Genomic DNA, 26268 nt, shown 5'->3' with positions numbered 1-26268 from the left:
CAGCGGTAGTTGTTCTGGCTCTGTCGAAGTAGGACAATTGCCGGCTTCACGTCACCATCAGCGACCTTGAATGGCCTTCCTTGCACTCGGTATTAACCACAAGACTGCTTCAGTAGACGTCCGCGAGCGCGTGGCCTTTACCCCTGAGCAGCTGGTGGAGGCTTTGCAGCAGCTCTGCCGACTGACCGACAGCCGCGAAGCTGCGATCCTCTCCACCTGCAATCGCAGTGAACTCTATATAGAACAGGATCACCTTTCGGCGGACGTCATCCTGAGCTGGCTGGCCGATTATCACCATTTGAGCCTCGAAGAGCTGCGCGCGAGCGCTTATGTGCACGAAGATGATGCGGCAGTTCGTCACATGATGCGGGTGGCCTCCGGGCTCGATTCGCTGGTGTTGGGCGAACCGCAGATTCTCGGCCAGATGAAATCGGCCTACGCCGTGGCCCGCGAGGCCGGCACCATCGGTCCGTTGCTCGGGCGGCTGTTCCAGGCCACCTTCAATGCGGCCAAACAGGTGCGCACCGACACCGCCATCGGCGAGAACCCGGTGTCCGTGGCGTTTGCCGCGGTCAGTCTGGCGAAACAGATTTTCAGCGACCTGCAACGTAGCCAGGCCTTGCTGATCGGCGCTGGCGAGACCATCACCCTGGTCGCCCGCCACCTGCACGAATTGGGCGTAAAACGCATCGTCGTTGCCAACCGCACCCTGGAGCGCGCGAGCATTCTGGCCGAGCAGTTCGGCGCCCACGCGGTGTTGCTCTCGGACATCCCGGCGGAACTGGTGCGCAGCGACATCGTTATCAGCTCCACCGCCAGCCAGTTGCCGATCCTGGGCAAGGGCGCGGTGGAAAGCGCCCTGAAACTGCGCAAGCACAAGCCGATCTTCATGGTAGACATCGCCGTCCCCCGGGATATCGAGCCGGAAGTCGGCGAACTGGACGACGTTTACCTGTATAGCGTCGACGATCTCCACGAAGTGGTCGCCGAGAACCTCAAGAGCCGCCAGGGCGCAGCCCAGGCGGCGGAAGAGATGGTCTCGATCGGTGCCGAGGATTTCATGGTCCGCCTGCGTGAACTGGCGGCGGTGGATGTGCTCAAGGCCTATCGCCAACAAAGCGAGCGCCTGCGCGACGAAGAATTGCAGAAGGCCCAGCGCATGCTGGCCAACGGCAGCAGCGCCGAAGACGTGCTGGTGCAGCTGGCGCGGGGCCTGACCAACAAACTCTTGCACGCACCGAGCGTGCAGTTGAAAAAGCTCTCTGCCGAAGGCCGCCTCGATGCGCTGGCCATGGCCCAGGAACTCTTTGCCCTGAATGAGGGCTCATCGGATAGCTTTTCGGATAAAAAACCGCAATGAAAGCGTCACTGCTCAATAAGCTGGACATCCTCCAGGACCGTTTCGAGGAATTGACCGCCTTGCTTGGCGACGGCGAAGTCATTTCCGATCAGGCCAAATTCCGCACCTATTCCAAGGAATATGCGGAAGTCGAACCGATTGTCGAAACCTATAAACAGTTGCTCAAGGTGCAAAGTGATCTCGAGGGCGCTCAGGCGCTGCTCAAGGACAACGACCCGGACATGCGCGAAATGGCCGTGGAAGAAGTCCGCGAAGCCAAAGAGCAACTGATCGACATCGAAGCCAGCCTGCAACGCATGCTGCTGCCCAAGGATCCGAACGATGGTCGTAACGTGTTCCTCGAAATCCGTGCCGGCACCGGCGGTGACGAGGCGGCGATTTTCTCCGGCGACCTGTTCCGCATGTATTCGCGTTACGCCGAGCGTCGCGGCTGGCGGGTGGAAATCCTCTCGGAGAATATCGGTGAACACGGCGGCTTTAAAGAAGTCATCGCCCGCGTCGAAGGCGACAACGTCTATGGCAAGCTGAAATTCGAATCCGGTGCCCACCGCGTACAACGGGTTCCCGCTACTGAATCCCAGGGTCGCATCCACACCTCGGCCTGCACCGTAGCCGTGTTGCCCGAGCCGGACGAGCAGGAAGCAATCGAGATCAACCCCTCGGATTTGCGCATCGATACCTACAAATCCTCCGGTGCCGGTGGTCAGCACGTTAACAAGACGGACTCGGCGATCCGCATCACGCACTTGCCGTCCGGTATTGTCGTCGAGTGCCAGGAAGAACGTTCCCAGCACAAGAACCGCGCCCGGGCGATGTCCTGGCTGTCGGCCAAGCTCAACGATCAGCAAACCAGTGCCGCCGCGAACGCTATCGCCAGCGAGCGTAAGTTGCTGGTCGGTTCGGGCGATCGCTCGGAGCGAATCCGCACGTACAACTTTGCCCAGGGGCGGGTCACTGACCACCGGGTCAACCTGACGCTGTATTCCCTCGACGAAATCCTTGCGGGTGGCGTCGATGCGGTGATCGAGCCGTTGCTGGCCGAATACCAGGCCGACCAATTGGCAGCGATAGGTGAGTAAATGACGATCATTGCCAGTTTGTTACGCGCCGCCGACCTGCCAGATTCGCCCTCCGCGCGCCTGGATGCCGAACTGTTGCTGGCCGCTGCGTTGGGCAAGTCCCGCAGTTTTCTGCACACCTGGCCCGAGCGCATCGTTCCAAGCGAGGCGGCACTTAAATTTGCCGAGTATTTGCAGCGCCGCCGTGGCGGTGAGCCAGTGGCCTACATCCTCGGTCAGCAAGGTTTCTGGAAACTTGATCTGGAAGTGGCGCCGCACACGCTGATCCCGCGCCCGGACACCGAGCTGTTAGTGGAAGCGGCGCTTGAACTCCTGCCAGCCACACCTGCCAAGGTCCTCGACCTCGGCACCGGCAGCGGCGCCATTGCGTTGGCCCTGGCCAGCGAGCGTCCGGCCTGGAAGGTGACCGCCGTGGATCGCGTGCTCGAAGCCGTGGCCCTGGCCGAGCGCAATCGCCAGCGCTTGCATCTGAACAACGCCACCGTGCTGAGCAGTCATTGGTTCAGTGCGCTGGAAGGTCAGCGTTTTCAGCTGATCATCAGCAACCCGCCTTACATTGCCTCCGCCGATCCGCATCTGGTGGAAGGCGATGTGCGCTTCGAACCGGCCAGTGCCTTGGTGGCTGGCGTCGATGGGCTCGACGATCTGCGTCTGATCGTCGCCCAGGCGCCGGATTATCTGGAAGCGGGCGGTTGGCTGATGCTTGAACACGGTTACGATCAAGCCACTGCGGTACGCGATTTGCTGCTGACCCGCGGCTTTGAAGAAGTCCACAGCCGCACCGATCTGGGCGGTCACGAACGTATCAGCCTGGGGCGCCTGCCGTGCTGAATGATCAGGAATTGTTGCGCTACAGTCGGCAGATTCTGTTGCAACACGTCGACATCGACGGCCAGTTGCGACTGAAAGAAAGCCGCGTGTTGATCGTCGGTCTTGGCGGCCTCGGCTCGCCGGTTGCGCTGTATCTGGCCGCCGCCGGCGTCGGTGAGTTGCATCTGGCGGACTTCGACACTGTCGACCTGACCAACCTGCAACGCCAGATCGTCCATGACACCGACAGCGTTGGCCTGAGCAAGGTCGACTCGGCGATCCGCCGACTGACTGCAATCAATCCCGAAATTCAGTTGATCGCCCATCGCACCGCGCTGGACGAAGACTCCCTGGCCGCCGCCGTGGCCGCGGTGGATCTGGTGCTGGACTGTTCCGACAACTTCTCCACCCGCGAAGCGGTCAACGCTGCGTGTGTCGCTGCCGGCAAACCTCTGGTCAGCGGCGCAGCGATTCGGCTCGAAGGGCAGTTGTCAGTGTTTGACCCGCGTCGTCCGGAAAGCCCCTGCTACCACTGTTTATATGGTCACGGCAGCGAAGCCGAACTGACCTGCAGCGAAGCCGGCGTCGTAGGGCCATTGGTTGGCCTGGTGGGCAGCCTCCAGGCGTTGGAAGCCATGAAGTTGCTGGTGGGTTTCGGCGAACCGCTGGTGGGGCGCCTGTTGTTGATCGATGCCTTGGGCTCGCGCTTCCGCGAATTGCGGGTCAAGCGTGATCCGGGCTGCAGCGTTTGTGGTTCGAAGCATGCGTGAAGCGCCGATTGGCGTGTTCGACTCCGGCGTCGGTGGGCTTTCGGTGCTGGCCGAGATCCAGCGTTTGCTGCCCAACGAGTCACTGTTGTACGTCGCCGATTGCGGGAATATTCCCTACGGCGAGAAAACCCCGGAATTCATCCGTCATCGCTGCAGCGTGATGGCCGGTTTTTTTCAGCAGCAGGGCGCCAAGGCCTTGGTGCTGGCTTGCAACACGGCGACGGTCGCTGGCGTTGCCGACTTGCGACGCGATTATCCCGAGTGGCCCATCGTCGGCATGGAGCCGGCGGTCAAACCGGCCGCTGCCGCCACCCGCAGCGGTGTGGTCGGTGTGCTCGCTACCACCGGCACCTTGCAGAGTGCCAAGTTCGCCGCGTTGCTCGACCGATTCGCCACCGATGTGCGCGTCATCACTCAGCCGTGCCCCGGCCTGGTGGAGCTGATTGAAAACGGCGATCTGCACAGCGAGGCATTGCGCCAGTTGCTGGCCAGGTATGTCGAACCACTGCTCGGCGCCGGGTGCGACACGATAATTCTGGGCTGCACGCATTATCCTTTCCTAAAACCGTTGCTTAAGCAGATGATCCCCGATGACATCAGCTTGATTGATACCGGCGCCGCTGTAGCGCGGCAACTTCAGCGATTGTTGGCCGAGCGGGAATTGCTTGCCGAGGGGCCTGCACGTGCGGCACAGTTCTGGACGAGTGCCGATCCAGAGCATTTCAGAAATATCTTGCCGATACTGTGGAATACCGCTGGCGTTGTGCGAAGCTTCAAGGAGTAAACAAAACTCGGGGCAAGCGAGTAATTGGGGTGAACTTCTGATTAATCGTCGACTTCTATAGCGTCAAGCAACAAAAAAACCTTACGAAATCGTTCGGAAAAGGATGTTTCTAATGAAGCGACTATTCTGCTTGGCCGCGATTGCGGCTGCACTGATGGGGCACAGTTTTACCGCACAGGCGGCAGGCGTGGAGTTCGCGGTCGGAGAGACCAGCGACTCGACCATGACCTATCGACTGGGCATGCAATTCGATTGGGACAAGAGCTGGTTGCAGAGTGATATCGGTCGTGTGACCGGTTACTGGAGCGGTGCCTACACCTATTGGGAAGGCGACACGACCTCCAGCAACCACAGCCTGTCGTTCTCGCCTGTGTTTGTTTACGAGTTTGCCGGTCAGAACGTCAAGCCGTACCTGGAGGCCGGGATTGGCGTGGCGTTGTTCGCTCATAGCGAACTTGAAGACAACAACCTCGGTGGTGCTTTTCAGTTCGAAGACCGATTCGGCTTTGGTCTGCGCTTTGCGGGCGGACATGAAGTCGGGATTCGTGCGACGCACTACTCCAATGCCGGTCTTAACAGTTACAACGACGGCGTAGAAAGCTACTCGCTGCACTACACGATGCCGTTGTAGGCGCTTTGAATGTGGGAGCAAGTCATGTGGCGAGGGGATTTATCCCCGTTCGACTGCGAAGCAGTCGTAGACGCGGTTTAACTTTGAAATGCTGGGGCTGCTACGCAGCCCAACGGGGATAAATCCCCTCGCCACAGAGGCTTGCTCCCACATTTGTATTCGGTTGACTTCGACTTCAGCGATACGCCGTGGTAATCCCTTGGCGTTCGTCGATGCATTCTGGTGCGCCCATCTCGAACTCCCGGCAGATCAACGGGCGTTTTTCATAGATGGTGCACATCATCGTGTTGCGATCCAGCGCGGCGCACCAGCCGTCATCCAGACGCAGCATGACTTCCCCACCCCAGTCATCGGTATCGATAAAACGTTCGGGCACGCCCGTGTCCGTGATCAGCATGACTTCGAGCTGACAGCAGCAAGCTGCGCAGGTCGAGCAGGTGACCGCAGGCTCGGCGATTTGCGTATGGGGAATGGTTTTCATGGCGCCCAGTGTAAGGCACTGAGCCGGTGCTGTGTGAAAGGCCTGACGGACGCTTGGTTACCGGTTCGAACAGGGTGATCTTATGGCTGCGATTCAGCAGCCAGGTGCGATCAGCCTTGAGAGGCAGGTGATTTCACGGCTGGTCCTTGATCGGCGGATTGCTGCGCACCATGCGTTTGCCGATTGCCAGTTTTCCTCGGTTGGGTCTTGTCGACAATGGCCAGTGGTCGGCCATGAACAACGCCGGAAAGGCTATCTCCAGTGGACGATTCTTGAGTTCGGCGAAGATGTAGCGTGCGGACTTGTCCACCGGCCAGCTGAGTGGCATGGAGACGTTGTGCGCCGTCAGCGGCGTCTCGACAAACCCCGGGCTGACCACGGTGACTTCGATGCCTTGCGGTGCAAGATCAATTCGCGACGATTCAAACAGGTAACGCAGCCCGGGCTTTGAGGCACCATGCGCCTCGGACCGTGGCAGCGGCAGGTAGGTGACCGAGCTGGCGACGCCCACCAGATACGGCGCGGTGCCGGCGCGCAAGAGCGGCTGGGCAGCCTGGATGCAATAGCTGCTGGCAAGCAGGTTGGTGCGCACTACGTGCTCGACGATCGATGAATCGAACTGCTGAACGTCGACATATTCGCAAGTGCCGGCGTTGATAATCACTGTGTCCAGAGCTCCCCACGCCTCGGCGATCTGTTCGCCGATTTCTCGCACGGTCTGGCTGTTGGTCAGGTCACCGGCCACCACCAGCACTTGTCCCGGATAACGCTGGGACAAGACTTTGAGTGGTGCCACCGAGCGAGCGCTCACCGCGAGGTGAGCACCGGTTTTCAGTATTTCTTCGGCCAGCGAGGCACCAATGCCGTTACTGGCACCTGTCAGCCAGTAGCGCCGTGGAGGTGTAAAACTCATCCCATTCTCCTTTTCAGTCAGGCAATCGCCCGGCAGGTTGTCGTGATGGCAGGTTCTTGAACGCGGCCAGCGCCCGTTGGCGAGAGCTGCTCAGATTGACGATCGGTGACGGATAGTCCGCTACGCCGAACAGGCCGCCGAGGTTCGCCGGGTTGTGCACATCCTTCTTGTTCAGCCCGGCCAGTTCCGGCAGCCAGTACTTGATGAACAGCCCCTCGCTGTCGAATTTCTCCGACTGGCTCAGCGGGTTGAAAATCCGGAAGTAGGGCGCTGAATCGGTGCCAGTGGACGAACTCCACTGCCAGCCACCGTTGTTCGCCGCCAGGTCGCCATCGATCAGATGCCGCATGAAAAAACGCTCGCCTTCACGCCAGTCAATCAGCAGGTTCTTGGTCAGGAACATTGCCACCACCATGCGCAGACGGTTGTGCATCCAGCCGGTTTCAAGCAATTGACGCATGGCCGCGTCGATAATCGGCAGGCCGGTACGGGCTTCTTGCCAGGCCAGGAGTTCATCCGGGGCATCGCGCCAGGCGAGGGCTTCGGTTTCCGGGCGGAAGGCGCGATGACGCGAGACCCGTGGGTAGCCCACCAGAATGTGTTTGTAGAATTCGCGCCACAGCAATTCGTTGATCCAGGTGACGGCGCCGACCTTGCCACTTTCGAACTCGCCCTGATTGCTTTGCAGCGCGGCGTGCAGACATTGGCGGGGGGAAATCACCCCGGCGGCGAGATAGGCCGACAGCTGGCTGGTGCCCGGTTTGGCCGGGAAATCGCGTTCGTTTTTGTAGTCGTCGATCTGGGCATCGGCGAAGGTGTCGAGGCGATGGTGGGCTTCGGCTTCACCGGCAGGCCATAGACTGCGCAAGTTGTCGCCGGGCGTTGCGAAACCTTCAACGTTTGATGGGATCTTGTCGCTGCTGATCGCCAGCGGCGCCTGCACGGCAGGTGCTGGGACCCGCTTCGGCAACGACCCGCGCAGACGGTCGTAACACGCCTTGCGGAACTGGCTGAACACCTGAAAGTAAGTGCCCGTTTTGGTCAGTACGGTGCCCGGTTTTAACAGCAGTTGATCAAGGTAGCTAAAAAAGTCGATGGCATTGGCTTTCAGTGTTTCGGCCACCGCTGCGTCACGACGGCTTTCATGAATGCCGTACTCCTCGTTGACGTGCACCGCGCCAATCTTCAATTGTTGGCAAAGATCGAGCAGCACCCTGGGTGCCTCATCCCAGCGAGATGCCTTGCGGATCAACAAGGGAATGTTCAGCTCATCCAGCGCGCCGCGTAACTCGCTCAGGTTGCGTAGCCAGAAATCCACTTTGCATGGCGCATCATCGTGCTCCAGCCATTGCTCCGGGCTCAGCAGGTACACCGCCACAGTCGGGCCGCGGGCTGCGGCGGCCGAGAGGGCGGTGTTGTCCTGTAGGCGCAAGTCGCTGCGCAGCCAGATCAATTGCACAGAGGTGTCCGCACGATTCATTAAAAATTCGCCATTAAATGAGCCCACGCTGAATCAGGTCCTGATGCGCTGCTAACGGATCTTCAGCCAGGAACAAATCAGTAATCTTGAACGTTCGTGCGGACAACTCGGTGTGATGGATGCATACCGTTGGTCCGGCAATCATTTTTGGGCAACTGACACCATTCAAAAGTTTCGGCAGCTGCGAAAGATTCATCGCTTTGCTGGAATACAGCAGTACGCCGCGGGCTTGCAGATGATCGACCGCCAGCGCGAGTTCGCCAGCGGGGAGCGGCCAGTCAAACACTTCCACCGGGCAATCGGCGCTGCTGATCAGCCAGGCGGTCAGCCACAAGTGAGGTTCCAGTGGCAGGTCCGAGTGATTGATCAACAACAGTGGCGCGGTGCGTAACTGACGGTTGTTATGGTAGATGCGTGCGCCAAATTTGCTGCGTAACCAGGAGTAAAAAAACACTTGCTCCATCTGCGCGCCGAACTGGCCTTGCCAGCGTTGTTCCAGTTCAGCCAGCAAGGGCATCAGCAGTTGTGCGCACAAGGTCCGTGGTGGATACAGCGCCATGGCCTGATTGACCGTGTCATCGACGGTGCGTTCGTTCAGTTGAGTGACCGCTTGCAGCAGCGTATGGCGCAGCACGTGCCAATCGCTTTCGACGGATTCGGTAAAGGCCTGCGGAGTGTCGAGCAGTGGCTTGACCTGGCTGACGGCCACGCCACGGTTGAGCCAGGTGAGGATCGTCAGGATGCGTTGAACGTGTTCGGCAGAGAACAGTCGATGACCCTTGGGCGTGCGTTGCGGCACGATAAGGCCATAACGCCGTTCCCAGGCTCGCAGGGTGACGGCGTTGACACCAGTCTGCCGCGCGACCTCACGGATTGGCAGCCAGCCTTCGTCGAGGGCTTTCTTGAAGTCGGCGCCGAGGTCTTCGCTGGCGCTGGTGTCGAGTGGGCTTTTCATTGGATTGGCATTAGATTGCGTTTCGCAGGCTGAGATTTTCCGGATGCGGTTGCAGGTAAACCTGTTGCGCAATGTAGGGATCCGGGTGTTGACGGAAGTAGTGTTTGAGCAGCGTCAACGGCACCACCAACGGCACGATGCCGTGGCGGTACTGGCCGATGACGTGTTGCACTTCCTGTTTGTCTTCAGGGCTGATGGTCTGTTTGAGATAGCCACTGATGTGTTGCAGGACGTTGGTGTGGGTGCGGCGGGTGGCGCATTTTTTCAAGGCCCCCATCAGCTCGCTGAAGTAGCGTGGGCCGAGTTCGTTCGGGTCGGTCTGGCCCATGTTGCTCAGCAGGTTTCCCAGGGTTTTGTACTGCACCGGGTTGTGGGCCATCAGCAGGTATTTGTAGCGCGAGTGGAAGTCCGTGAGGCCGCGGCGAGTCAGGCCGTCGCGCAGCAACTGCTGCCAGGCACTGTAGGCGAACACGCGGGTGAGGAAGTTTTCTCGCAGCACCGGGTCGTTGAGTCGGCCGTCTTCTTCCACCGGTAAATCCGGATGCCGCGCGCAGAACGCCTGGGCGTAGATGCCGCGGCCACCACCGTCCACCGGCGCACCGTTGGCATGGTAGACCTTGACCCGATCCAGGCCGCATGACGGGGATTTCTGCATGAAGATGTAGCCGCAGATGTCGCCCAGTTCCGCGGCCATTTTCTGACCGTATTCGGCGAGCGGCCGGGTGACATTGAGTGTTGTGTTAACGGTACCGATGGCTTCTGGATGTTGTGGATCGCCCACCAGACGGATCGGTTCACGGGGAATGCCGAGACCGATGGCGACTTCCGGACAGACCGGAACAAAATCGAAATAGTCGGTGAGGGTGCGACTGCACAACTGCGAGGCCTTGTGCCCGCCGTTGAAGCGCACTTCTGCCCCCATCAGGCAGGCGCTGATGGCGATCTTCGGTTTCACGGTGACGTGGGGCATCGGAGCACCTCGAATCTAAACCTGTACAGACTGTTCGGTCTGTACAACATAACTTCATCATAGATTCAAAGGTGTACAAGTCAAATTATTTGTATAAGTTTTTCCTTCGGCCTCCTCCCGGATTAATGCGGTTCACTGCAAATGTGCATGCAAGCGGCGGGCGGCTTCCTGGCCGCTGAGCCAGGCGCCTTCGACACGACCGGACAAGCACCAGTCGCCACACACATAGAGGCCCAGATCGGCATCGGCCAGGGCTCCCCATTCATGGCTGCTGGCGGGCCGGGCGTAGAGCCAGCGGTGCGCAAGGCTGAAGGTCGGGGCGGGCATGGAGTCGTGCAGCAGCTCGGCAAATGCGCCGTGCAATTGCTCGATCACCGCTTCCTTGGACAGGTCGATATGTTGCCGGCTCCAGGCACTGGTCGCATGCAGCACCCATGTATCGAGGGTGTTATCGCGCCCGGGTTTGCTGCGGTTGCGAGCCAGCCAGTCGAGTGGACTGTCCTGTACGAAGCAGCCTTCCATGGGCGTATCCAGCGGTGTCTCGAATGCCAGCGCGACAGCCCAGGTCGGGTCCATTTTCACCCCGGCGGCGGCACCGGCGAGTTTCGGCGCGGTGGCCAGCAGTGCAGTCGCCTGAGGCGCCGGCGTGGCGATAATCACATGACTGAACGGGCCGTGGGTGAAGCCTTCGGCGTCCTGCAGATGCCAGTGCTCCTCGCCGCGATAGACCTCGGTAATGCGGCAGGCGAAATGAACTTCCAGGTCGCCGAGCAAGCCGCGGGTGATCGCGCTCATACGAGGCGTGCCGACCCAGCGAGTCTGTTCGTCCGGCGACAGGTTGAGCTGGCCGCCATGGTAGGTGTAGAGCTGCGGCATCCATTCAGCGACCCAGCCGTTGCCTTGCCAGCGCTGGACTTCAGTGACGAAGCGGCGATCGCGGGCGGTGAAATATTGCGCGCCCATGTCCAGAGCCCCCGCATCGCTGCGCTTGCTTGACATGCGTCCGCCACTGCCGCGGCTTTTATCGAAAAGTTGAACGACGTGCCCGACCTCTGTCAGGGCCTGGGCGGCGGAGAGTCCGGCGATGCCGGTGCCGATGATTGCGATAGGTACAGTCATAGGGGCCTCGTTTACCTTTCTGTACAGACTACGCCGTGGATGAAACCTGTACAATATTGTTTTTTGGTATAACTTTTAGCGTTCTCGTTCTGACAGCTTGGCCTATTGTTAAACACAGAGCCTGCCCGATACCAAAGATCCCTGCATATAAAAATAGACTAGTGATCAAGGTAAAACGCCACGCGAGGAAGAAGTCATGCACATATTGCTGACCGGCGGTACTGGTTTGATAGGACGTCAGCTCTGCCGACACTGGTTGAGTCAGGGACATCGTTTGACTGTCTTGAGTCGCACACCTGAAAAAGTCGCAAAAATTTGCGGTGCGCAGGTGCGGGGAATCGCACAGTTCGAGGATATTGGACAAGAAACGGTTGATGCCATTATCAATCTGGCGGGCGCACCGATTGCCGACCGGCCATGGACCTCCAAACGCAAAGCGCTGCTCTGGAGCAGCCGGATCACGCTGACCGAAACCCTGCTGGCCTGGCTCGAAAGCCGCGAGCACAAACCTCAGGTATTAATCTCGGGCTCCGCCATTGGTTGGTACGGCGATGGGGGCGAGCGGGAGTTGACTGAAAAATCCCCGCCCGTTATCGATGATTTCGCCAGCCAGTTGTGCATTGCCTGGGAGGAAACGGCCCAGCGCGCCGAGGCATTGGGCATTCGCGTGATTCTCATCCGCACCGGGCTGGTGTTGTCGGCAGAGGGCGGCTTTTTGTCGCGGCTGTTGCTGCCGTTCAAAGTGGGGCTGGGCGGGCCTATCGGCAGTGGCCGGCAGTGGATGCCGTGGATTCATATCAACGATCAAATCGCCCTGATTGATTTTCTTCTGCATCAGGAAGACACCAGTGGTCCTTATAATGCCTGCGCGCCCAAGCCGGTGCGCAACCGCGAATTCGCCGATACGTTGGGCCGCGTGTTGCACCGCCCGACGTTCATGCCCATGCCGGCCCTGGCGTTGAAGGTGTGTCTGGGCGAGTTGTCATTGCTGTTGCTGGGCGGCCAGAAGGCCGTACCGGCTCGCTTGCTGGAAGCGGGTTTCACTTTCCAGTTCACTGATTTGCGCGCGGCTCTGGACGACCTTTCCAGCCGCCTTTGAAATAGGACGTTGCATGACCGATCACGCATTGCTTCTGGTCAATCTGGGCTCACCGGCTTCCACCTCGGTGGCGGATGTGCGCAGTTACCTCAATCAATTTCTGATGGACCCGTATGTGATCGACCTGCCATGGCCGGTGCGACGTTTGCTGGTGTCGCTGATCCTGTTCAAGCGCCCGGAGCAGTCGGCCCACGCCTACGCCTCGATCTGGTGGGAGGAGGGCTCGCCGTTGGTGGTGCTCAGCCGTCGCCTGCAACAGGCCATGACTGCCCAGTGGCACCACGGGCCGGTGGAACTGGCGATGCGTTACGGTGAGCCGTCGATGGAGTCGGTGCTGGTGCGCATGGCAGCCCAGGGTCACAAGCGGGTCACGCTCGCACCGCTCTATCCACAGTTCGCCGACAGCACGGTGACCACGGTGATCGAGGAGGCCAAGCGGGTAGTCCGCGAGAAGCAGCTGGACGTGCAGTTGTCGATTCTCCAGCCGTTCTACGATCAACCGGAATACCTCGATGCGCTGGTCGCCAGCGCCAAGCCGTATTTGCAGCAGGATTACGATCACCTGCTGTTGAGTTTCCACGGTTTGCCGGAGCGGCACCTGACCAAGATCGACCCTACCGGTCACCATTGCTTCAAAAGCGACAATTGCTGCCAGAACGCTTCGCCAGAAGTCTTGGCGACTTGCTACCGCGCCCAATGCCTGCGCACGGCGTCCGAGTTTGCCAAGCGGCTGGGGCTGCCGGACGGCAAGTGGTCGGTGTCGTTCCAGTCGCGTCTGGGGCGGGCCAAATGGATCGAACCCTACACCGAAGCGCGCCTTGATGAGTTGGCTGGAATGGGCGTGAAGAAAGTGCTGGTGATGTGCCCGGCGTTTGTCGCCGATTGCATCGAGACGCTGGAAGAGATCGGGGATCGCGGCAAGGAGCTGTTCCGCGAGGCGGGGGGAGAGGAGTTGGTGCTGGTGCCGTGTCTTAACGACGATCCGCAGTGGGCGCGGGCGTTGAGCACCTTGTGCGAGCGAGCGCCGCTGGCACTTTAAAAGCTTCGCGAGCAAGCCCGCTCCCACATTTGATCTGAGTACACCGAATATCAAATGTGGGAGCGGGCTTGCTCGCGAAGGCGTCCTGTCAGTCAGCGATAATCTTGAGCCTGCTTACAGCAGCGATTCATTCGCCTTCTTGTGCTTCCAGCTGTCATTACCCGGCAGCAACAGGTTCAGCGCAATTGCCGTCACCGCGCACAGCGCGATGCCTTTGAGGCCGAAGTCGTCCGGCCCTGTGCCGGTGCCGACCAGTACGCCGCCAATCCCGAACACCAGGGTCACCGAGACAATCACCAGATTTCGTGCTTCGCCCAGGTCGATCTTGTGGCGAATCAGCGTGTTCATGCCCACCGCCGCGATCGAACCGAACAACAGGCACAGAATCCCGCCCATCACCGGCACCGGAATGCTTTGCAGCAGCGCGCCGAACTTGCCGATGAACGCCAGGCTGATGGCAAATATCGCCGCCCAGGTCATGATCTTGGGGTTGTAGTTCTTGGTCAGCATCACCGCGCCCGTCACTTCGGCATAGGTGGTGTTGGGTGGACCGCCAAACAGGCCGGCTGCGGTGGTGGCAATGCCATCACCGAGCAGGGTGCGGTGCAGGCCGGGTTTCTTCAGGTAATCGCGACCGGTCACGCTACCGACAGCGATCACGCCGCCGATGTGCTCGATGGCCGGAGCCAGGGCCACCGGAACGATGAACAGAATCGCCTGCCAGTTGAACTCCGGCGCGGTGAAGTGCGGGATTGCAAACCACGGTGCAGCAGCAATTTTCGCGGTATCAACGACGCCGAAGTAGAACGCCATCGCAAAACCCACCAGCACGCCCGAGATGATCGGCACCAGGCGGAAGATGCCTTTACCGAACACCGCGACGATCAGGGTGGTCAGCAGCGCGGGCATCGAGATCAGCATCGCCGTCTGATAATGGATCAGTTCGGTGCCATCGCCAGCCTTGCCCATCGCCATGTTGGCGGCGATCGGCGCCATGGCCAGGCCGATGGAGATGATCACCGGGCCAATCACCACCGGTGGCAGCAGGCGGTCAATGAAACCGGTGCCTTTGATCTTCACCGCAAGGCCGAGGAAGGTGTAGACGAAACCGGCCGCCATCACGCCACCCATGGTCGCCGCGAGACCGAACTGGCCCTTGGCGAGAATGATCGGGGTGATGAAGGCAAAGCTCGACGCCAGGAACACCGGCACCTGACGCCCGGTGACGATCTGGAACAGAATCGTCCCCAGGCCTGCGGTGAACAGCGCCACGTTCGGGTCGAGGCCGGTAATCAACGGCATTAACACCAGAGCGCCGAAGGCCACGAACAGCATCTGCGCACCCGACAGCACCGTGCGCCAGAGCGGATCGTTGAACTCTTGCTGCATGCTCAAGCGTCCTTCTGCTTGGTGCCGAAGATCTTGTCACCGGCATCGCCCAGGCCTGGGATGATGTAACCGTGTTCGTTGAGTTTTTCGTCAATGGACGCGGTGTAGATGGTCACGTCCGGGTGAGCTTTCTCTACCGCGGCAATGCCTTCAGGGGCCGCCACCAGCACCATCGCGCGGATATCCCGGCAACCGGCCTTTTTCAGCAGGTCGATGGTCGCGACCATGGAACTGCCGGTGGCGAGCATCGGGTCGATGATCATCGCCAGGCGTTCGTTGATTTCCGGAACCAGTTTTTCCAGGTAGGTATGAGCCTGTAGCGTTTGTTCATTGCGAGCCACGCCCACGGCGCTGACTTTGGCGCCCGGGATCAGGCTCAGCACGCCTTCAAGCATGCCGATACCGGCGCGCAGGATCGGTACTACAGTAATTTTCTTGCCAGCGATTTTCTCGACCGACACCGTGCCGCACCAGCCTTCGATGTCGTAGCTTTCCAGCGGCAGGTCTTTGGTGGCTTCATAGGTCAGCAGGGCACCGACTTCCTGAGCGAGCTCACGGAAATTCTTCGTGCTGATGTCGGCGCGGCGCATAAGGCCGAGTTTATGGCGGATCAGCGGATGGCGGATCTCGAGGATGGGCATGGGAAAGGCTCCGGCGGCGGGCAAAAAAACCGGCCTAGATTAATCTATCCGAGGGTGTTGTCCTATAGACATTCAGAACGTTAGTCCACAAACGCTTGATCTGGCCTCGCTTGATGCGTACCTTTGCCCGCTTTTCCTGAACCGCCACCCCCCTGGAGAACGCCATGCCCGCAGATCTCGAGCATATCCGTCAAATCATGCGAGAGGCTGACTGCCTGTACACCGAAGCAGAAGTCGAGGCGGCCATCGCCCGCGTCGGTGCACAAATCAACGACCAGCTGGCTGAAAGCAATCCGGTGGTGTTCTGCGTGATGAACGGCGGGCTGATTTTCTCCGGCAAGCTGCTGACCCATCTGAACTTCCCGCTGGAAGCGTCCTACCTGCACGCCACTCGTTATCGCAATGAAACCAGCGGCGGCGATCTGTTCTGGAAAGCCAAGCCGGAAGTGTCGTTCCTCGACCGCGACGTGCTGATCATCGACGACATCCTCGATGAAGGTCACACCCTGGGCGCGATCATCGACTATTGCAAACACGCCGGTGCCCGCGCTGTGCACACCGCCGTGCTGATCGACAAGGACCACGACCGCAAGGCTCGCCCGGACCTGAAAGCCGATTTCGTCGGCCTGCCATGTATCGACCGTTACATCTTCGGTTACGGCATGGACTACAAAGGCTACTGGCGTAACGCCAACGGGATTTTTGCTGTTAAAGGCATGTAAGAAAATGAGCGCTCCGAGCTTTCTCGATCAAACCCTGTTCGCTGAATTGGCCGAGAAAGCAGCAGCCAATCCTCGTGGGCGTCAGCATCACAACCTCCATCAGATGGAAGATGCCTGTCATCGCATGGTGGTTGGCTTGCAGCCCGACACCTATATCCCGCCTCACCGGCACTTGGGGGAAAACAAGGCTGAAACCTTGTTGGTCCTCAAAGGGCGACTGGGTGTGTTGATCTTCGATGAGTCAGGCGCGGTGGTGAACAAACAGATCCTGCAGGCCGGTGGCGACTGTCTCGGCGTGGACCTGCCAGCCGGCGTGTTCCATGGCCTGGTGGTACTGGAAGCGGACAGCCTGATGTTCGAGTGCAAGGCGGGCCCGTATCGCCCGGTCGGTGACGGTGAGCTTGCTCACTGGGCGCCGCGCGAAGGCGAGCCTGGTGTGGCTGAGTATCAGGCGTGGATGCGCGCACAGTTCACCTGAAGCGCGCTCAATTTTCCCCGGCCAGCCAGCGCTCGCTTTTGCGACGAGCCTGTTCCAGGTTGTTCACGTAGGCCAACTGACGCTGCTCCCGATGGATGCCCGCGCGCCTGAGCTTCAGGCGCACCCGTGGGGCGGTCGCCACTAGAATCAGGCCAATGCCGTCTTTGCGGTAATCCCTCAGGATATTGTCGAAGGCTGCCAGCGCGGTCATGTCCAGCATCGGCACGGCGCTCATCTCGACGATCACCACTTTGACCTCCGGACTGAATTTGCGTAGCACCCCCAGGGCTTTTTCGGCAGCACCGAAGAACAGCGGCCCGCGTATCGCATAGCAACGAACATGCGCCGGCATGTCCTTCAAGGCTTGATGGAAGCCGCGGGGCAGTTCGGCGGTGTCCGTGAGATCGCTCATGCGCTTGATAAATAACCCGGCGGCCAGCAGCAGGCCGACGGCGACGGCCATCACCATGTCAAACAACACGGTCAGGCTCAGGCAGGTCAACAAGACCAGCACATCGCTGCGGGGCGCGATGCGTAAGGTATGCAGCACGTGCCGGGCCTCGCTCATGTTCCACGCCACCATCACCAGCAACGCGGCCAGTGCTGCCATCGGCAGGTAGCTGAAAAGCGGTGCGAAAACGAGTATCGCCATCAGTACCACCGCGCTGTGAATAATGGCGGCCAATGGCGAAAAGGCCCCACTGCGCACATTGGTGGCGCTACGGGCGATCGCCGCCGTGGCGGTAATGCCGCCGAACAACGGTGCGATCAGGTTGCCCAGGCCCTGACCCAGCAGTTCTGCATTCGGGTCGTGTTTGCTGCCGGTCATGCCATCCGCCACCACCGCACACAACAAGGATTCGATGGCCCCGAGCATGGCAATGGCGAACGCCGGCGCCAGTAGCTGACGGATCAAGTCGTAAGACAGGTGCAGAGGCTGGCCGTCGGGACCGGAAAGGTTCCACGGCCAATCGAAGCTCGGCAGAAATGGCGGAATCCCGGGATGGCTGACGCCTTCGACCATATAGCTGAAACGCTCGCCCAATGTCGCCACCGACAGCCCGCCGTGCTCTAGCGCCAACCCCAGCAGCGCGCCGATGGTCAGCGCCACCAGATGCCCCGGAATCCTCGGTACCCACCGTGGCCAGACAATCAGAACGGCCAGGCAGGTGATGCCGATGATCCCGTCCCCCAACCGGGCGCTGGGCAACGCCAGAATCAGTACACCCAGCTGTTCGATGTAGTGTTCTGCCTGGCCGGCGGTGTTCAGGCCCAGCAAATCCTTCAATTGCAGGGTTGCGATGACAATACCGATCCCGGCGGTAAAGCCCAGGGTGACCGGATACGGAATGTACTGGATCAACCGCCCGGCTCTGATCAGCCCCAGGGCAATGAGGATGACGCCGGCCAGCATGGTGCAGAGCAGCAGGCCGCCGAGGCCATATTGTTGGGTGATGGGCAGCAGAATGACCACGAACGCAGCGGTCGGTCCGCTGACATTGAAACGCGAACCTCCTGTCAGGGCGATCAGGGGCGCGGCGATCAGCACCGTATACAACCCATGCTGAGGCGGCACCCCCACGGCAATCGCCAGGGCCATGGCCAGCGGGATGGCGATAATCCCTACCGTTACGCCGGCACTGATGTCGCCGCGTAAGCGTCTGAGGGTGTAGCCGGCGCGCCAGGTCTGACGCCAGGCGGCAAACAACGGGGGAACGGAGAACGACATGAGCACTCCACGGTAGACGGCGCACTGTTGAACGAAGGCTGAAAGCTCTTCCAGTTTGGTCAGCTTCGTACTGCGAAGTATTGACCCATATCGCTAATTCGCGCGGTTGATCCTCATGCTAGAGTGCTCGGCTTCGCCTTGGGAGCCCGTCATGAGCCTTTTGATCCGTAGCTGCGCCGCCCTGTTGCTGACCGTCAGCTTGCCTCTGGCGGCCGCCCCGGCGCCGATGCACGCGCAGTTCCTGCCCCCCGATGACCTAACCCTGCGTGACGCCGAACCCGAGCAGCAACAGCTGTTGCAGGTTACCGAGTACTCGGTGGTGGTCGGCAGCCAACGTCAGTCCAGCCAACAGCCGATTCCGGTGACCTCACCGTTGCTGATCCGCCTCAAGGGCAAATCCTTGAACAAGGGCGCGACCATCAGCCAGGTGCTGGTCAATTTCGATGGCGAAAGCAAAAGCCTGAAAAAGCCGATCTACGACGACAAAAGCAAAACCCTGACGCTGTTTTACCCGATGGCTCAGTACCGGGTGGTGATCGACCTGTTGCGCAATGACACGGTGTATTGCCAGTTCCTCAGCTACGCCAACGGTCATGTCTGGGCCGATCTGCACACGGGCGCTGTTCGTCCGCGTTGAGCCCGGTGGCAAGGGAGGGGTAAACTGCCCGCCCCGTGAAATGTCTGCGAGCTGGAGTCGGCAATGCGTAAAGATAAGAAGCAAGTGATTGGTGACGAGATCGGCGATGAGCAGATCAAGCTGTTCCTCGATTTCGAACCGGTCGACGCCACGTCGCCGTCGCTGCACAAACTGATCAAGGCCTACCGCGGCCTGCGCATCGATGACTTCGGGCGTTTTCTGACGTTCTTCGTCGAAGCCGGCCTGGATCTGGACGGCAAGGATGAGCACGGCAATGACTTCGTCACCCTGATCAAGGATCAGCGTAATGCGGCCGAGTACATCGAACTGATCGCCAAGGCTCGCGGTTAATTATTGCCTGACTGGGGTGGTGTTTGTGCTGGCCCCTTCGCGAGCAAGCCCGCTCCCACATTAGACCGCGATCAAAATGTGGGAGCGGGCTTGCTCGCGAAGGCGGTGTAAGTAACACCGAAGATCTTAGAGCCATCAGTTTCGCCGCCCATAAAAAAAACGCCCCGCTCTCAATGAGAACGGGGCGTTTTTTATGCGGCCGAATCAAGCGTAGCTTTCGGTCTCATTGCTGGCTTCAACCAGTTCCAGCGCGACGTTGTTCTGCACATTGATCTTGCGATACAGCGCAGCGTCGGTTTCCAGGACTTTTTCCCGAGCCGGGAAGATTTCCGCCAGTTTGGCAGCCCACTCACCGGAAGCCTTATTCGGGAAGCATTTCTCGATCAGTTCCAGCATGATCGAAACGGTCACCGACGCGCCTGGCGAAGCGCCGAGCAGGGCAGCAAGGCTACCGTCCTTGGCCGCAACCAGTTCGGTACCGAACTGCAGAACGCCGCCCTTTTTCGGGTCTTTCTTGATGATCTGCACCCGTTGGCCGGCCACTTCCAGGCGCCAGTCTTCGGCTTTCGCTTCAGGGTAGAAGCGACGCAGCGAGTCCAGACGCTGTTCCATCGACTGCATCACTTCGCTGACCAGGTACTTGGTCAGGTCCATGTTGTTTTTGGCCACGGCCAGCATCGGGCCGATGTTGCCGGCGCGAACCGACATCGGCAGGTCCATGAAGGAACCGTGCTTGAGGAACTTGGTGGTGAAACCGGCGTAAGGTCCGAACAGCAGGGACTTCTTACCATCGACTACGCGGGTGTCCAGGTGCGGCACCGACATCGGAGGCGAACCCACCGCCGCCTGGCTGTAAACCTTGGCCTGGTGGTGTTTGACCACTTCCGGGTTGTCGCAACGCAGCCACTGGCCGCTGATCGGGAAGCCGCCGAAGCCTTTGCTTTCTTCGATGCCCGAAGCTTGCAGCAGCGGCAGGGCCGCGCCGCCAGCGCCGAGGAACACGAATTTCGCGTCGACGTCACGGGAGTTACCGCTGTTGACGTCCTTGATGCTGACGGTCCAGCCGCCGTTGTTGCGCTTCAGGCCGGTCACGCGCTTGCAGTACTTGACCTGGGCATCGGGTGCGCTGGTCAGGTGCTTGAGCAGTTGATTGGTCAGGGCGCCGAAGTTGACGTCAGTGCCGTTCATGACGCGGGTGGCGGCGACGACTTCGTCGGCCGGCCGGCCAGGCATCATCAGCGGCATCCACTCGGCCATGGTGGCCTTGTCTTCGGTGTATTCCATGTCCGAGAAGGCGTGGTGCTTGCTCAGCGTCTTGAAGCGTTCCTTGAGGAAGGAAACGCCATCGTCGCCCTGCACGAAGCTCAGGTGCGGCACCGGGCTGATGAACGTCTTGCACGAGCCGAAGGTGCTTTTCCTGGTCAGGTAGGACCAGAACTGCTTCGACACCTCGAACTGGGTGTTGATGTGCACGGCTTTCTTGATGTCGACGGTGCCGTCGGCGGCCTGCGGCGTGTAGTTGAGCTCACACAGCCCGGCGTGACCGGTACCGGCGTTGTTCCACGGATTCGAACTCTCCGCGGCACCGGAATCCATCAGCTCGACGACTTCCAGCTTGATCGCGGGGTCGAGCTCTTTGAGCAGTACAGCGAGGGTGGCACTCATGATGCCGGCCCCAACCAGTACTACGTCGACTGCTTCGTTATGCGCCATTTAACGCGTCTCCAAAATCTGCAGCACCAAATTGTCGGCATGGCTGCCAGGTGTTCAGGGGCGTGTCAGTGATGCCCCAGGTACTCATGGCAGTATCGCCATGTCCGAATCTTCGCAATTTTTTGCAACTTCGACGGACGCTACCGGCCGGGTCTAAAAGAGTCACATGAACTCACTTCAACGCGCGGCTGGCAATTCGACTTATGGTCGATACATCCGTTTGTGCAACCAAATCCGTAGAGGACAGGCTTCAGGATCCGGTGTTCGAGGCGTACTCGGTCCTGTGTCGTTGGGCTGTTTCAGACGCTAATGGTGCATGTTCAGACGCAAAACTATTCATTTGCTCGCCACACTCTTGTGAAGTTGTGAAAACCCGTTTTTTTCACGCTCTTTTGAAGACGTGAACCTCAAAAAAGGGCTGCCCCAGCCTGGCACCGTGCCCGGATGGATTGCCGCCATGGGGTACATGACAGGCAAAACGGGCAAACAGCTCAGTGTCCGAGCGTAATGACAGCTCTGCAGATTCGCGAAAAGTGGGGTTTTTGCTCAAGGAACAGCAAGCGCGCCAGCTTCACTCGATCTGTGTGGGCGGCTCTCTGTAGGGCGGTGCGGGGTGTCAATACAAGCGCATTGACGATGCTGCGAGGCCCGATCAGGAGACGTCCTTATAATCGGGGGGAGATTGTAGCGAAGAAACGCAGGGAAATGGTCGTGTTTAATGACTTTTATTAGGTGTTCGGTCAGGTGGTCAACCCTTGCTGAGCCCGCGCACGTGGCTGGCGCTGGCTGACACGGGCGCTAGGGGGCAGGGGGTGGTGTAACCAATTGAGACGGATTTCTTCGATTTCGACCCAGTCATCGCCCATTGGCTGAAGGCTGCACTGTTTGAACGCCTGACAGTGGCCGTTGTGGTCGAGCAGGGCGAAGCAGCGATGCAGAGGACGTGGATTGAACAGCGAGATGAGATAGCGCATGGCGAAGTACCCTGTAGGTGGCTCCTATGAAGATAGCCAGCAAACCGTGACGTGCAAGTGTATGGGCGGTGACATATCTGTGACAGGAACCCGCTTCCCAAGGGTTTGTCAGACATTTCAGTAATCACTGAAGGGCTCTAGTTAGCCGCAGTGGCGCACCGCTATACTGCGGGCCTTAGTGCCTGATTCTGGAGAGAAGCGCATGTTGCAACGCCTGTTGTTCGGTTTGATCACTGTGACCAGTTTGACCCTGGTCGGCTGCGCCCACAGCCCGCAACAACTGAATCCGGAGCCCAAGCTGACGACTCAGCTGGCACCGGTCGGCCATGGTCAGCCGGTGGTGGTGCGTGTGGTGGACGGTCGTCCGTCGCCGACTCTGGGCACCCGTGGTGGCCTGTACCCTGAGACCAGCGCGATCACCGTGCAGGGCGCGCAAATTCTGCCGAAGTTGCAGGCTCAGGCCGAAGCGGCCGTGCGGTTGTTGGGCTTCACCCCAACCTCCAATGCGCTGAATGCTCCGCAGTTGACCGTGACCTTGGCCGAGCTGAAGTATCAGTCGCCTAAAGAAGGCATGTATGTGACTGAAGCCACCATTGGCGCGACGTTCCGCTCCGATGTGCAGAATGCCAACCGTCGCTACAGTGGTCGTTATGGTGCGTCCCTGGATCAGCGTTTTGGTATGGCGCCAAATCAGGAAACCAACACCAAGCTGGTCAGCGATGTGTTGAGCGATGCATTGACGCGTCTGTTCAAGGATCCGACGATTGGTCAGATTCTCGGCGAATAAACGTTCGCCGGACTCAAAAAAGCCCGGAGCCAGCAATGGCCCCGGGCTTTTTCATGCGAGCTGATTTTTGGCGGGACTGCACCCATCCCCTGTGGGAGCGGGCTCGCTCGCGAAGGCGGTGTGTCAGTCAACATCAATGCAGTTGATACACCGCCATCGCGAGCAAGGGATTGCTTGCGAACAAAAAACCAGAGGGCGGCACCGTCAAATAGGACAGGAGTCGGTCAATTCGTTCGTTATTTGTCGGAAAGCAAGGGCACAAGGTGAGGCTTTCGGTAGAATTCGCGCCGCGGTCGTCGGTTCGACGTCTGCCACCTGTTTTGCTGAGGTCCGTGATGTCGTTGCATTTGATTTCGCTGTTTACCAACCATCCCGCCAAGTTGATCAACCTGTTGGCCTTGTTGTTGGCCTTTCCGGGCGGCTGGTTGCTGCATGCCACTCGTCGCCGCGAACAGCGCGCGCTGGCCATTCTCGAAACGCAAAGCCAGAACCGTCGTATCGATGAACCGACGTTGATGCTGGATGGGGCGACCTTGCGCATGAACCGGTTTTTCTATCGATTCGGTTTTGCCTGCCTGGGGTTGGCGCTGCTGGTGTCGTGGATCAGTACGCGCTTCTGAAGCGCTGACACCAAGTGGCGAGGGCGCTTCTGTGGTGAGGGGATTTATCCCCGTTCGGCTGCGCAGCAGTCGTAAATCGGTACCCCTGGCCTGTCTGAAAAATATGATCGCAGGTTTTGGGGCCGCTTCGCAGCCCAACGGGGACAAGTCCCCTCGCCACAGGTGATGTGGTGACAGTCAAATAGAGCGCCGTTGTCGTATCCAGCCAAAACCCTTACAGCGGAAAACCTGCTTTGACACGGTACTGATTGCGCACCGGCGTCGCGTATTGCAGGACCATGAACGGACGATGCTCCTCAGGGCACGCGTCCAGACGCTGTTGCCATTGCTCCTGAGCCTTGGCCAGTTCGTCGGCCGCAAACACTTCAGAGGCTTTCGGCACCTGCAATTGCGGGTCGGCGTCTTTCCACTGGGCGTAGGCCAGGTAATGCACCGGGAACAGGCGGTAGCCGCCGAGGATCTGCCGGTCTATCTCGATCGCCAATTGCTTGGTGTCGTCGAACAGCTCGGTGATCGGCGAGGCGAAGTTCACATGCACCCGGCCCTTGTAGCCGGTGATGCCCTTGGCGATGCTCACATCGTCCTCGCCCGGTACTTTGGTGTAGCTGCCGGTGGTGGCGCGGATGAACAGCTCGCGAGCCTTGGCTTGATCGCACGGGTCATATTCATAGCTGATCGACACCGGGGTGAGGTTCAACGACTGAATGACTTCGCCGAACGGCTCGTCCTTGCGGCTCATGTGGAACATCTTGAGGATGGCCGACTCGGTGCGGTCGTCGCCGTCCTTGGCCCGGCCTTCGGCCTGGGCGATCCAGATCGAAGCGCAATCGTTGCGGATCGAGTGGTTGATGTAGGCCGACAGCAGCTGATACGCCGCCATCTTCTCGCGTCGACCGGTGATCGAACGGTGCACGATAAAGCTCTTGTTCAGGCGCATCAGATCGCTGACGAAGGGCTTTTGCAGCAGGTTGTCGCCGATCGCGATGCGCGGTGTCGGCAGGCCGGCGTGGTACACGGCGTAGTTGACGAAGGCCGGGTCCATCACGATGTCGCGGTGGTTGGCGATGAACAGGTAGGCGCAGCCTGACTTGAACTGCTCGACGCCGGTGTACGTCACACCGTCCGTGGCTCGCTCGATGGTGTGGTCGACGTACATCTCGACTTTATCCTGCAACGTGGCCACCGACGTAACGTCGGCGAACTCACGGCGCAGCCGATGAGCTATAAGAGGTTTGAGCATCCAGCCGAAAGCACCGGCAAAACGCGGGAAGCGGAAGTGGATGAGGATATCTAGAAACGCCTTGTCGCCGAGCAGCCGGTCCAGCACCGCAGGGACTTCGCTGTCATTGTAAGGTCGGATGGCATCGAATTCGCCCATCATGCTCTCTTGTTAGAAACGGCTAGGGTAAGTAAAGGTTTTGATCGAAAACCAACGGGGCACGGTCTGAAAAGTTAGCCAGACAAAAATAGCCCTGCAAATAGACCGGCGATTATACGCACAAGTCACCTGGGAGACCGCGATGCTGGAAACCGAGCGCTACGAATGTCCGTATTGTGGTGAAGAGGCTGAGGCCGTTCTGGACTTGTCCGGTGGCGATCAGACCTATATCGAGGACTGTCCGGTGTGTTGTCGCCCCATCACGTTTGTCTTGCAGACTGACGGTCAGGAATGGTTGCTCGAAGTTCACAGCGAAAACGAATGAAAGGGGCACCCCATGCAGCGAATCTACGAGCCGGAAAACCTCATGGAAGGTGAGTTGCTGCAAAGCATGTTGGCCAGCGAGGGCATTGAAGCGCATCTGGTGGGGCGCGATTTGCTCGGTGGCAGCGGCGAATTGCCGATCTTCGGCCTGCTGGGCCTGTCGGTCGATAACGACGAGGCCGAGTACGCCCGGGAGCTGATCACCGCGTACAATGCCGCGCTGCCACTGCCCGGCGATGAACCGGAAAGTTTTCCCGGCACGCTGGTCTGTTAGGCTGACGTTCGTTTTATCAAGAGTCGTGTTGCCCCATGTGTGGACGTTATGCCCTGTTTCGCTGGAACCCCGCCTTCGCGGCCCTGCCTGGCTTCCCCGCCGATCAGCAGGCCCAGTGGAATATTTCTCCCAACGATTCGGTGCTGATGCTGCGCGCTGGCGTTGAGGGGCAGCGAGAGTTGGCCCGCGCGCGCTGGGGGTTGACGCCGCCGTGGCTGACCGATTTGTCCCGTACGCCAGCCCATGCCCGGGCTGAAACCGTTGCCGAACAACCGATGTTTCGCCAGGCCCTGCGCGAACGCCGTTGCCTGCTGCCAGCCAACGGTTTTTACGAATGGCGCGGCACCACACGCAAGCGTCCGTATTGGCTGACACCGGGGGAGGGCTCGGCGCTGTTCTTTGCGGCGATTTGGGAAGCGTATCCGGTGCAGGAGCAGGTGTGGCTGAGTACGGCGGTGATCACTCAGCCGGCGGCGAGTCAGCGCCGGCCGTTGATTCTCGATGCGGCGGGGCAGGAGGTATGGCTCAATCCAGAGACTCCATTGCATGCCTTGCAAGCGTTACTCGCCAGTGAACCCGCGGCGTTGCGCGAACGGGTGTTGGCGAATCTGGTGAATGATCCGAAGCTCAATGGGCCGGAGTGTCTTACTCCGGGTTGATGGGTTGTCTGTGCCGGTCCCTTCGCGAGCAAGCCCGCTCCCACATTTGATCTCCAGCGGCTACAAAATCAGCGAACAATGGAGATACAGTGTGGGAGCGGG

General features: G+C 59.7%; 29 protein-coding genes. 17 read left to right on the top strand and 12 right to left on the bottom strand.

The window, feature by feature from the left end:
- Positions 1–70 precede the first annotated feature (70 nt).
- From hemA to KW848_RS21580, 6 genes are all read left to right on the top strand, one after another.
- On the top strand, positions 71–1360 hold the full coding sequence (hemA, locus tag KW848_RS21605; protein ID WP_192406191.1) for a glutamyl-tRNA reductase: 1290 nt from the start codon (positions 71–73) through the stop codon (positions 1358–1360).
- Positions 1357–2439, top strand: coding sequence for a peptide chain release factor 1 (gene prfA, locus KW848_RS21600; RefSeq protein ID WP_111451269.1), 1083 nt, complete (start codon positions 1357–1359; stop codon positions 2437–2439). Before hemA ends, prfA begins: the two co-directional genes overlap by 4 nt.
- Positions 2440–3270 carry a peptide chain release factor N(5)-glutamine methyltransferase gene (prmC, locus tag KW848_RS21595; RefSeq protein WP_008153419.1) on the top strand — a complete coding sequence of 277 codons (831 nt, stop codon included), beginning with the start codon at positions 2440–2442 and terminating at the stop codon, positions 3268–3270.
- Complete coding sequence (locus tag KW848_RS21590; protein ID WP_008153418.1) at positions 3264–4019, top strand: molybdopterin-synthase adenylyltransferase MoeB; 756 nt, start codon at positions 3264–3266, stop codon at positions 4017–4019. Before prmC ends, KW848_RS21590 begins: the two co-directional genes overlap by 7 nt.
- Positions 4012–4803, top strand: coding sequence for a glutamate racemase (murI, locus tag KW848_RS21585; RefSeq protein ID WP_192406193.1), 792 nt, complete (start codon positions 4012–4014; stop codon positions 4801–4803). The genes KW848_RS21590 and murI overlap by 8 nt, the downstream gene beginning before the upstream one ends.
- Positions 4804–4915: 112 nt before the next feature.
- Positions 4916–5434, top strand: a complete 519-nt coding sequence (locus KW848_RS21580; protein WP_111451273.1) for an acyloxyacyl hydrolase — start codon at positions 4916–4918, stop codon at positions 5432–5434.
- Between the two features lie 175 nt (positions 5435–5609).
- Here KW848_RS21580 and KW848_RS21575 read toward each other — a convergent pair whose 3' ends face one another.
- The 6 genes from KW848_RS21575 to KW848_RS21550 form a co-directional block, all read right to left on the bottom strand.
- The gene (locus tag KW848_RS21575; RefSeq protein ID WP_008153413.1) at positions 5610–5915 is read right to left on the bottom strand and encodes a YkgJ family cysteine cluster protein; all 306 of its coding nucleotides are present in this window, start codon (positions 5913–5915) and stop codon (positions 5610–5612) included.
- A gap of 133 nt (positions 5916–6048) precedes the next feature.
- Entirely contained in the window at positions 6049–6828 is a 780-nt protein-coding gene (locus tag KW848_RS21570) for an SDR family oxidoreductase (RefSeq protein WP_111451274.1), read from the bottom strand.
- 13 nt (positions 6829–6841) lie between these two features.
- On the bottom strand, positions 6842–8287 hold the full coding sequence (phrB, locus tag KW848_RS21565; protein WP_218538001.1) for a deoxyribodipyrimidine photo-lyase: 1446 nt from the start codon (positions 8285–8287) through the stop codon (positions 6842–6844).
- A gap of 34 nt (positions 8288–8321) precedes the next feature.
- Positions 8322–9263 (bottom strand): MerR family transcriptional regulator, encoded by a 942-nt coding sequence (locus KW848_RS21560; protein WP_218538000.1) that lies wholly within the window; start codon positions 9261–9263, stop codon positions 8322–8324.
- 10 nt (positions 9264–9273) lie between these two features.
- On the bottom strand, positions 9274–10233 hold the full coding sequence (locus KW848_RS21555) for a DUF523 and DUF1722 domain-containing protein (protein WP_218537999.1): 960 nt from the start codon (positions 10231–10233) through the stop codon (positions 9274–9276).
- 132 nt (positions 10234–10365) lie between these two features.
- The gene (locus KW848_RS21550) at positions 10366–11352 is read right to left on the bottom strand and encodes an NAD(P)/FAD-dependent oxidoreductase (RefSeq protein ID WP_111451277.1); all 987 of its coding nucleotides are present in this window, start codon (positions 11350–11352) and stop codon (positions 10366–10368) included.
- A gap of 196 nt (positions 11353–11548) precedes the next feature.
- Between KW848_RS21550 and KW848_RS21545 the strand changes: the two genes are divergently transcribed.
- Together KW848_RS21545 and hemH are read left to right on the top strand one after the other, a co-directional pair.
- A complete protein-coding gene (locus KW848_RS21545) occupies positions 11549–12451 on the top strand; it encodes a TIGR01777 family oxidoreductase (RefSeq protein WP_111451278.1) in 903 nt (300 codons plus the stop codon).
- Between the two features lie 13 nt (positions 12452–12464).
- Positions 12465–13490 (top strand): ferrochelatase, encoded by a 1026-nt coding sequence (gene hemH / locus KW848_RS21540; protein ID WP_192406199.1) that lies wholly within the window; start codon positions 12465–12467, stop codon positions 13488–13490.
- Between the two features lie 114 nt (positions 13491–13604).
- On the opposite strand, the gene KW848_RS21535 is transcribed toward hemH, so the two are convergent.
- Positions 13605–14879 carry a uracil-xanthine permease family protein gene (locus tag KW848_RS21535; protein ID WP_008153403.1) on the bottom strand — a complete coding sequence of 425 codons (1275 nt, stop codon included), beginning with the start codon at positions 14877–14879 and terminating at the stop codon, positions 13605–13607.
- A gap of 2 nt (positions 14880–14881) precedes the next feature.
- Entirely contained in the window at positions 14882–15520 is a 639-nt protein-coding gene (upp, locus tag KW848_RS21530) for a uracil phosphoribosyltransferase (protein ID WP_008025893.1), read from the bottom strand.
- A gap of 164 nt (positions 15521–15684) precedes the next feature.
- Here upp and KW848_RS21525 point away from each other — a divergent pair, with 164 nt between their 5' ends.
- Both KW848_RS21525 and KW848_RS21520 read left to right on the top strand, forming a co-directional pair.
- Positions 15685–16242, top strand: coding sequence for a hypoxanthine-guanine phosphoribosyltransferase (locus tag KW848_RS21525; RefSeq protein WP_111451281.1), 558 nt, complete (start codon positions 15685–15687; stop codon positions 16240–16242).
- Positions 16243–16246: 4 nt separating this feature from the next.
- Entirely contained in the window at positions 16247–16720 is a 474-nt protein-coding gene (locus KW848_RS21520; RefSeq protein WP_111451282.1) for a WbuC family cupin fold metalloprotein, read from the top strand.
- A 7-nt stretch (positions 16721–16727) separates the two neighbouring features.
- Here KW848_RS21520 and dauA read toward each other — a convergent pair whose 3' ends face one another.
- The gene (gene dauA / locus KW848_RS21515; protein WP_218537998.1) at positions 16728–18449 is read right to left on the bottom strand and encodes a C4-dicarboxylic acid transporter DauA; all 1722 of its coding nucleotides are present in this window, start codon (positions 18447–18449) and stop codon (positions 16728–16730) included.
- Between the two features lie 151 nt (positions 18450–18600).
- Between dauA and KW848_RS21510 the strand changes: the two genes are divergently transcribed.
- Together KW848_RS21510 and KW848_RS21505 are read left to right on the top strand one after the other, a co-directional pair.
- Positions 18601–19086, top strand: a complete 486-nt coding sequence (locus KW848_RS21510) for a hypothetical protein (protein WP_218537997.1) — start codon at positions 18601–18603, stop codon at positions 19084–19086.
- A gap of 63 nt (positions 19087–19149) precedes the next feature.
- The gene (locus KW848_RS21505; RefSeq protein WP_111451285.1) at positions 19150–19437 is read left to right on the top strand and encodes a PA4642 family protein; all 288 of its coding nucleotides are present in this window, start codon (positions 19150–19152) and stop codon (positions 19435–19437) included.
- 204 nt (positions 19438–19641) lie between these two features.
- Here the strand turns inward: KW848_RS21505 and mqo are convergent, their stop codons facing one another.
- On the bottom strand, positions 19642–21150 hold the full coding sequence (gene mqo, locus KW848_RS21500; protein WP_218537996.1) for a malate dehydrogenase (quinone): 1509 nt from the start codon (positions 21148–21150) through the stop codon (positions 19642–19644).
- A gap of 740 nt (positions 21151–21890) precedes the next feature.
- Entirely contained in the window at positions 21891–22124 is a 234-nt protein-coding gene (locus tag KW848_RS21495; RefSeq protein WP_218537995.1) for a hypothetical protein, read from the bottom strand.
- 202 nt (positions 22125–22326) lie between these two features.
- Here KW848_RS21495 and KW848_RS21490 point away from each other — a divergent pair, with 202 nt between their 5' ends.
- Positions 22327–22911: a YajG family lipoprotein gene (locus KW848_RS21490; protein ID WP_033061281.1), complete on the top strand. Its 585-nt coding sequence runs from the start codon at positions 22327–22329 to the stop codon at positions 22909–22911.
- Between the two features lie 335 nt (positions 22912–23246).
- On the top strand, positions 23247–23531 hold the full coding sequence (locus KW848_RS21485) for a hypothetical protein (protein ID WP_111451288.1): 285 nt from the start codon (positions 23247–23249) through the stop codon (positions 23529–23531).
- A 214-nt stretch (positions 23532–23745) separates the two neighbouring features.
- Here KW848_RS21485 and KW848_RS21480 read toward each other — a convergent pair whose 3' ends face one another.
- Positions 23746–24909, bottom strand: coding sequence for a 1-acyl-sn-glycerol-3-phosphate acyltransferase (locus KW848_RS21480; protein ID WP_192406205.1), 1164 nt, complete (start codon positions 24907–24909; stop codon positions 23746–23748).
- A 142-nt stretch (positions 24910–25051) separates the two neighbouring features.
- On the opposite strand from KW848_RS21480, the gene KW848_RS21475 reads away from it, so the two are divergent.
- The 3 genes from KW848_RS21475 to KW848_RS21465 are packed head-to-tail and all read left to right on the top strand — an operon-like array spanning position 25052 to position 26166.
- Entirely contained in the window at positions 25052–25234 is a 183-nt protein-coding gene (locus tag KW848_RS21475; protein ID WP_008153387.1) for a CPXCG motif-containing cysteine-rich protein, read from the top strand.
- Between the two features lie 12 nt (positions 25235–25246).
- On the top strand, positions 25247–25507 hold the full coding sequence (locus tag KW848_RS21470; RefSeq protein WP_008153386.1) for a putative signal transducing protein: 261 nt from the start codon (positions 25247–25249) through the stop codon (positions 25505–25507).
- Positions 25508–25542: 35 nt separating this feature from the next.
- Positions 25543–26166, top strand: coding sequence for an SOS response-associated peptidase (locus KW848_RS21465; RefSeq protein ID WP_218537994.1), 624 nt, complete (start codon positions 25543–25545; stop codon positions 26164–26166).
- Positions 26167–26268: the final 102 nt, after the last annotated feature.

Origin of the sequence: Pseudomonas sp. PDM25 (assembly GCF_019219045.1) — a bacterium.
Classification (GTDB): domain Bacteria; phylum Pseudomonadota; class Gammaproteobacteria; order Pseudomonadales; family Pseudomonadaceae; genus Aquipseudomonas.
The sequence above is the reverse complement of the archived record's forward strand: the minus strand, read 5'-3'. Positions and strand labels throughout refer to the sequence as shown.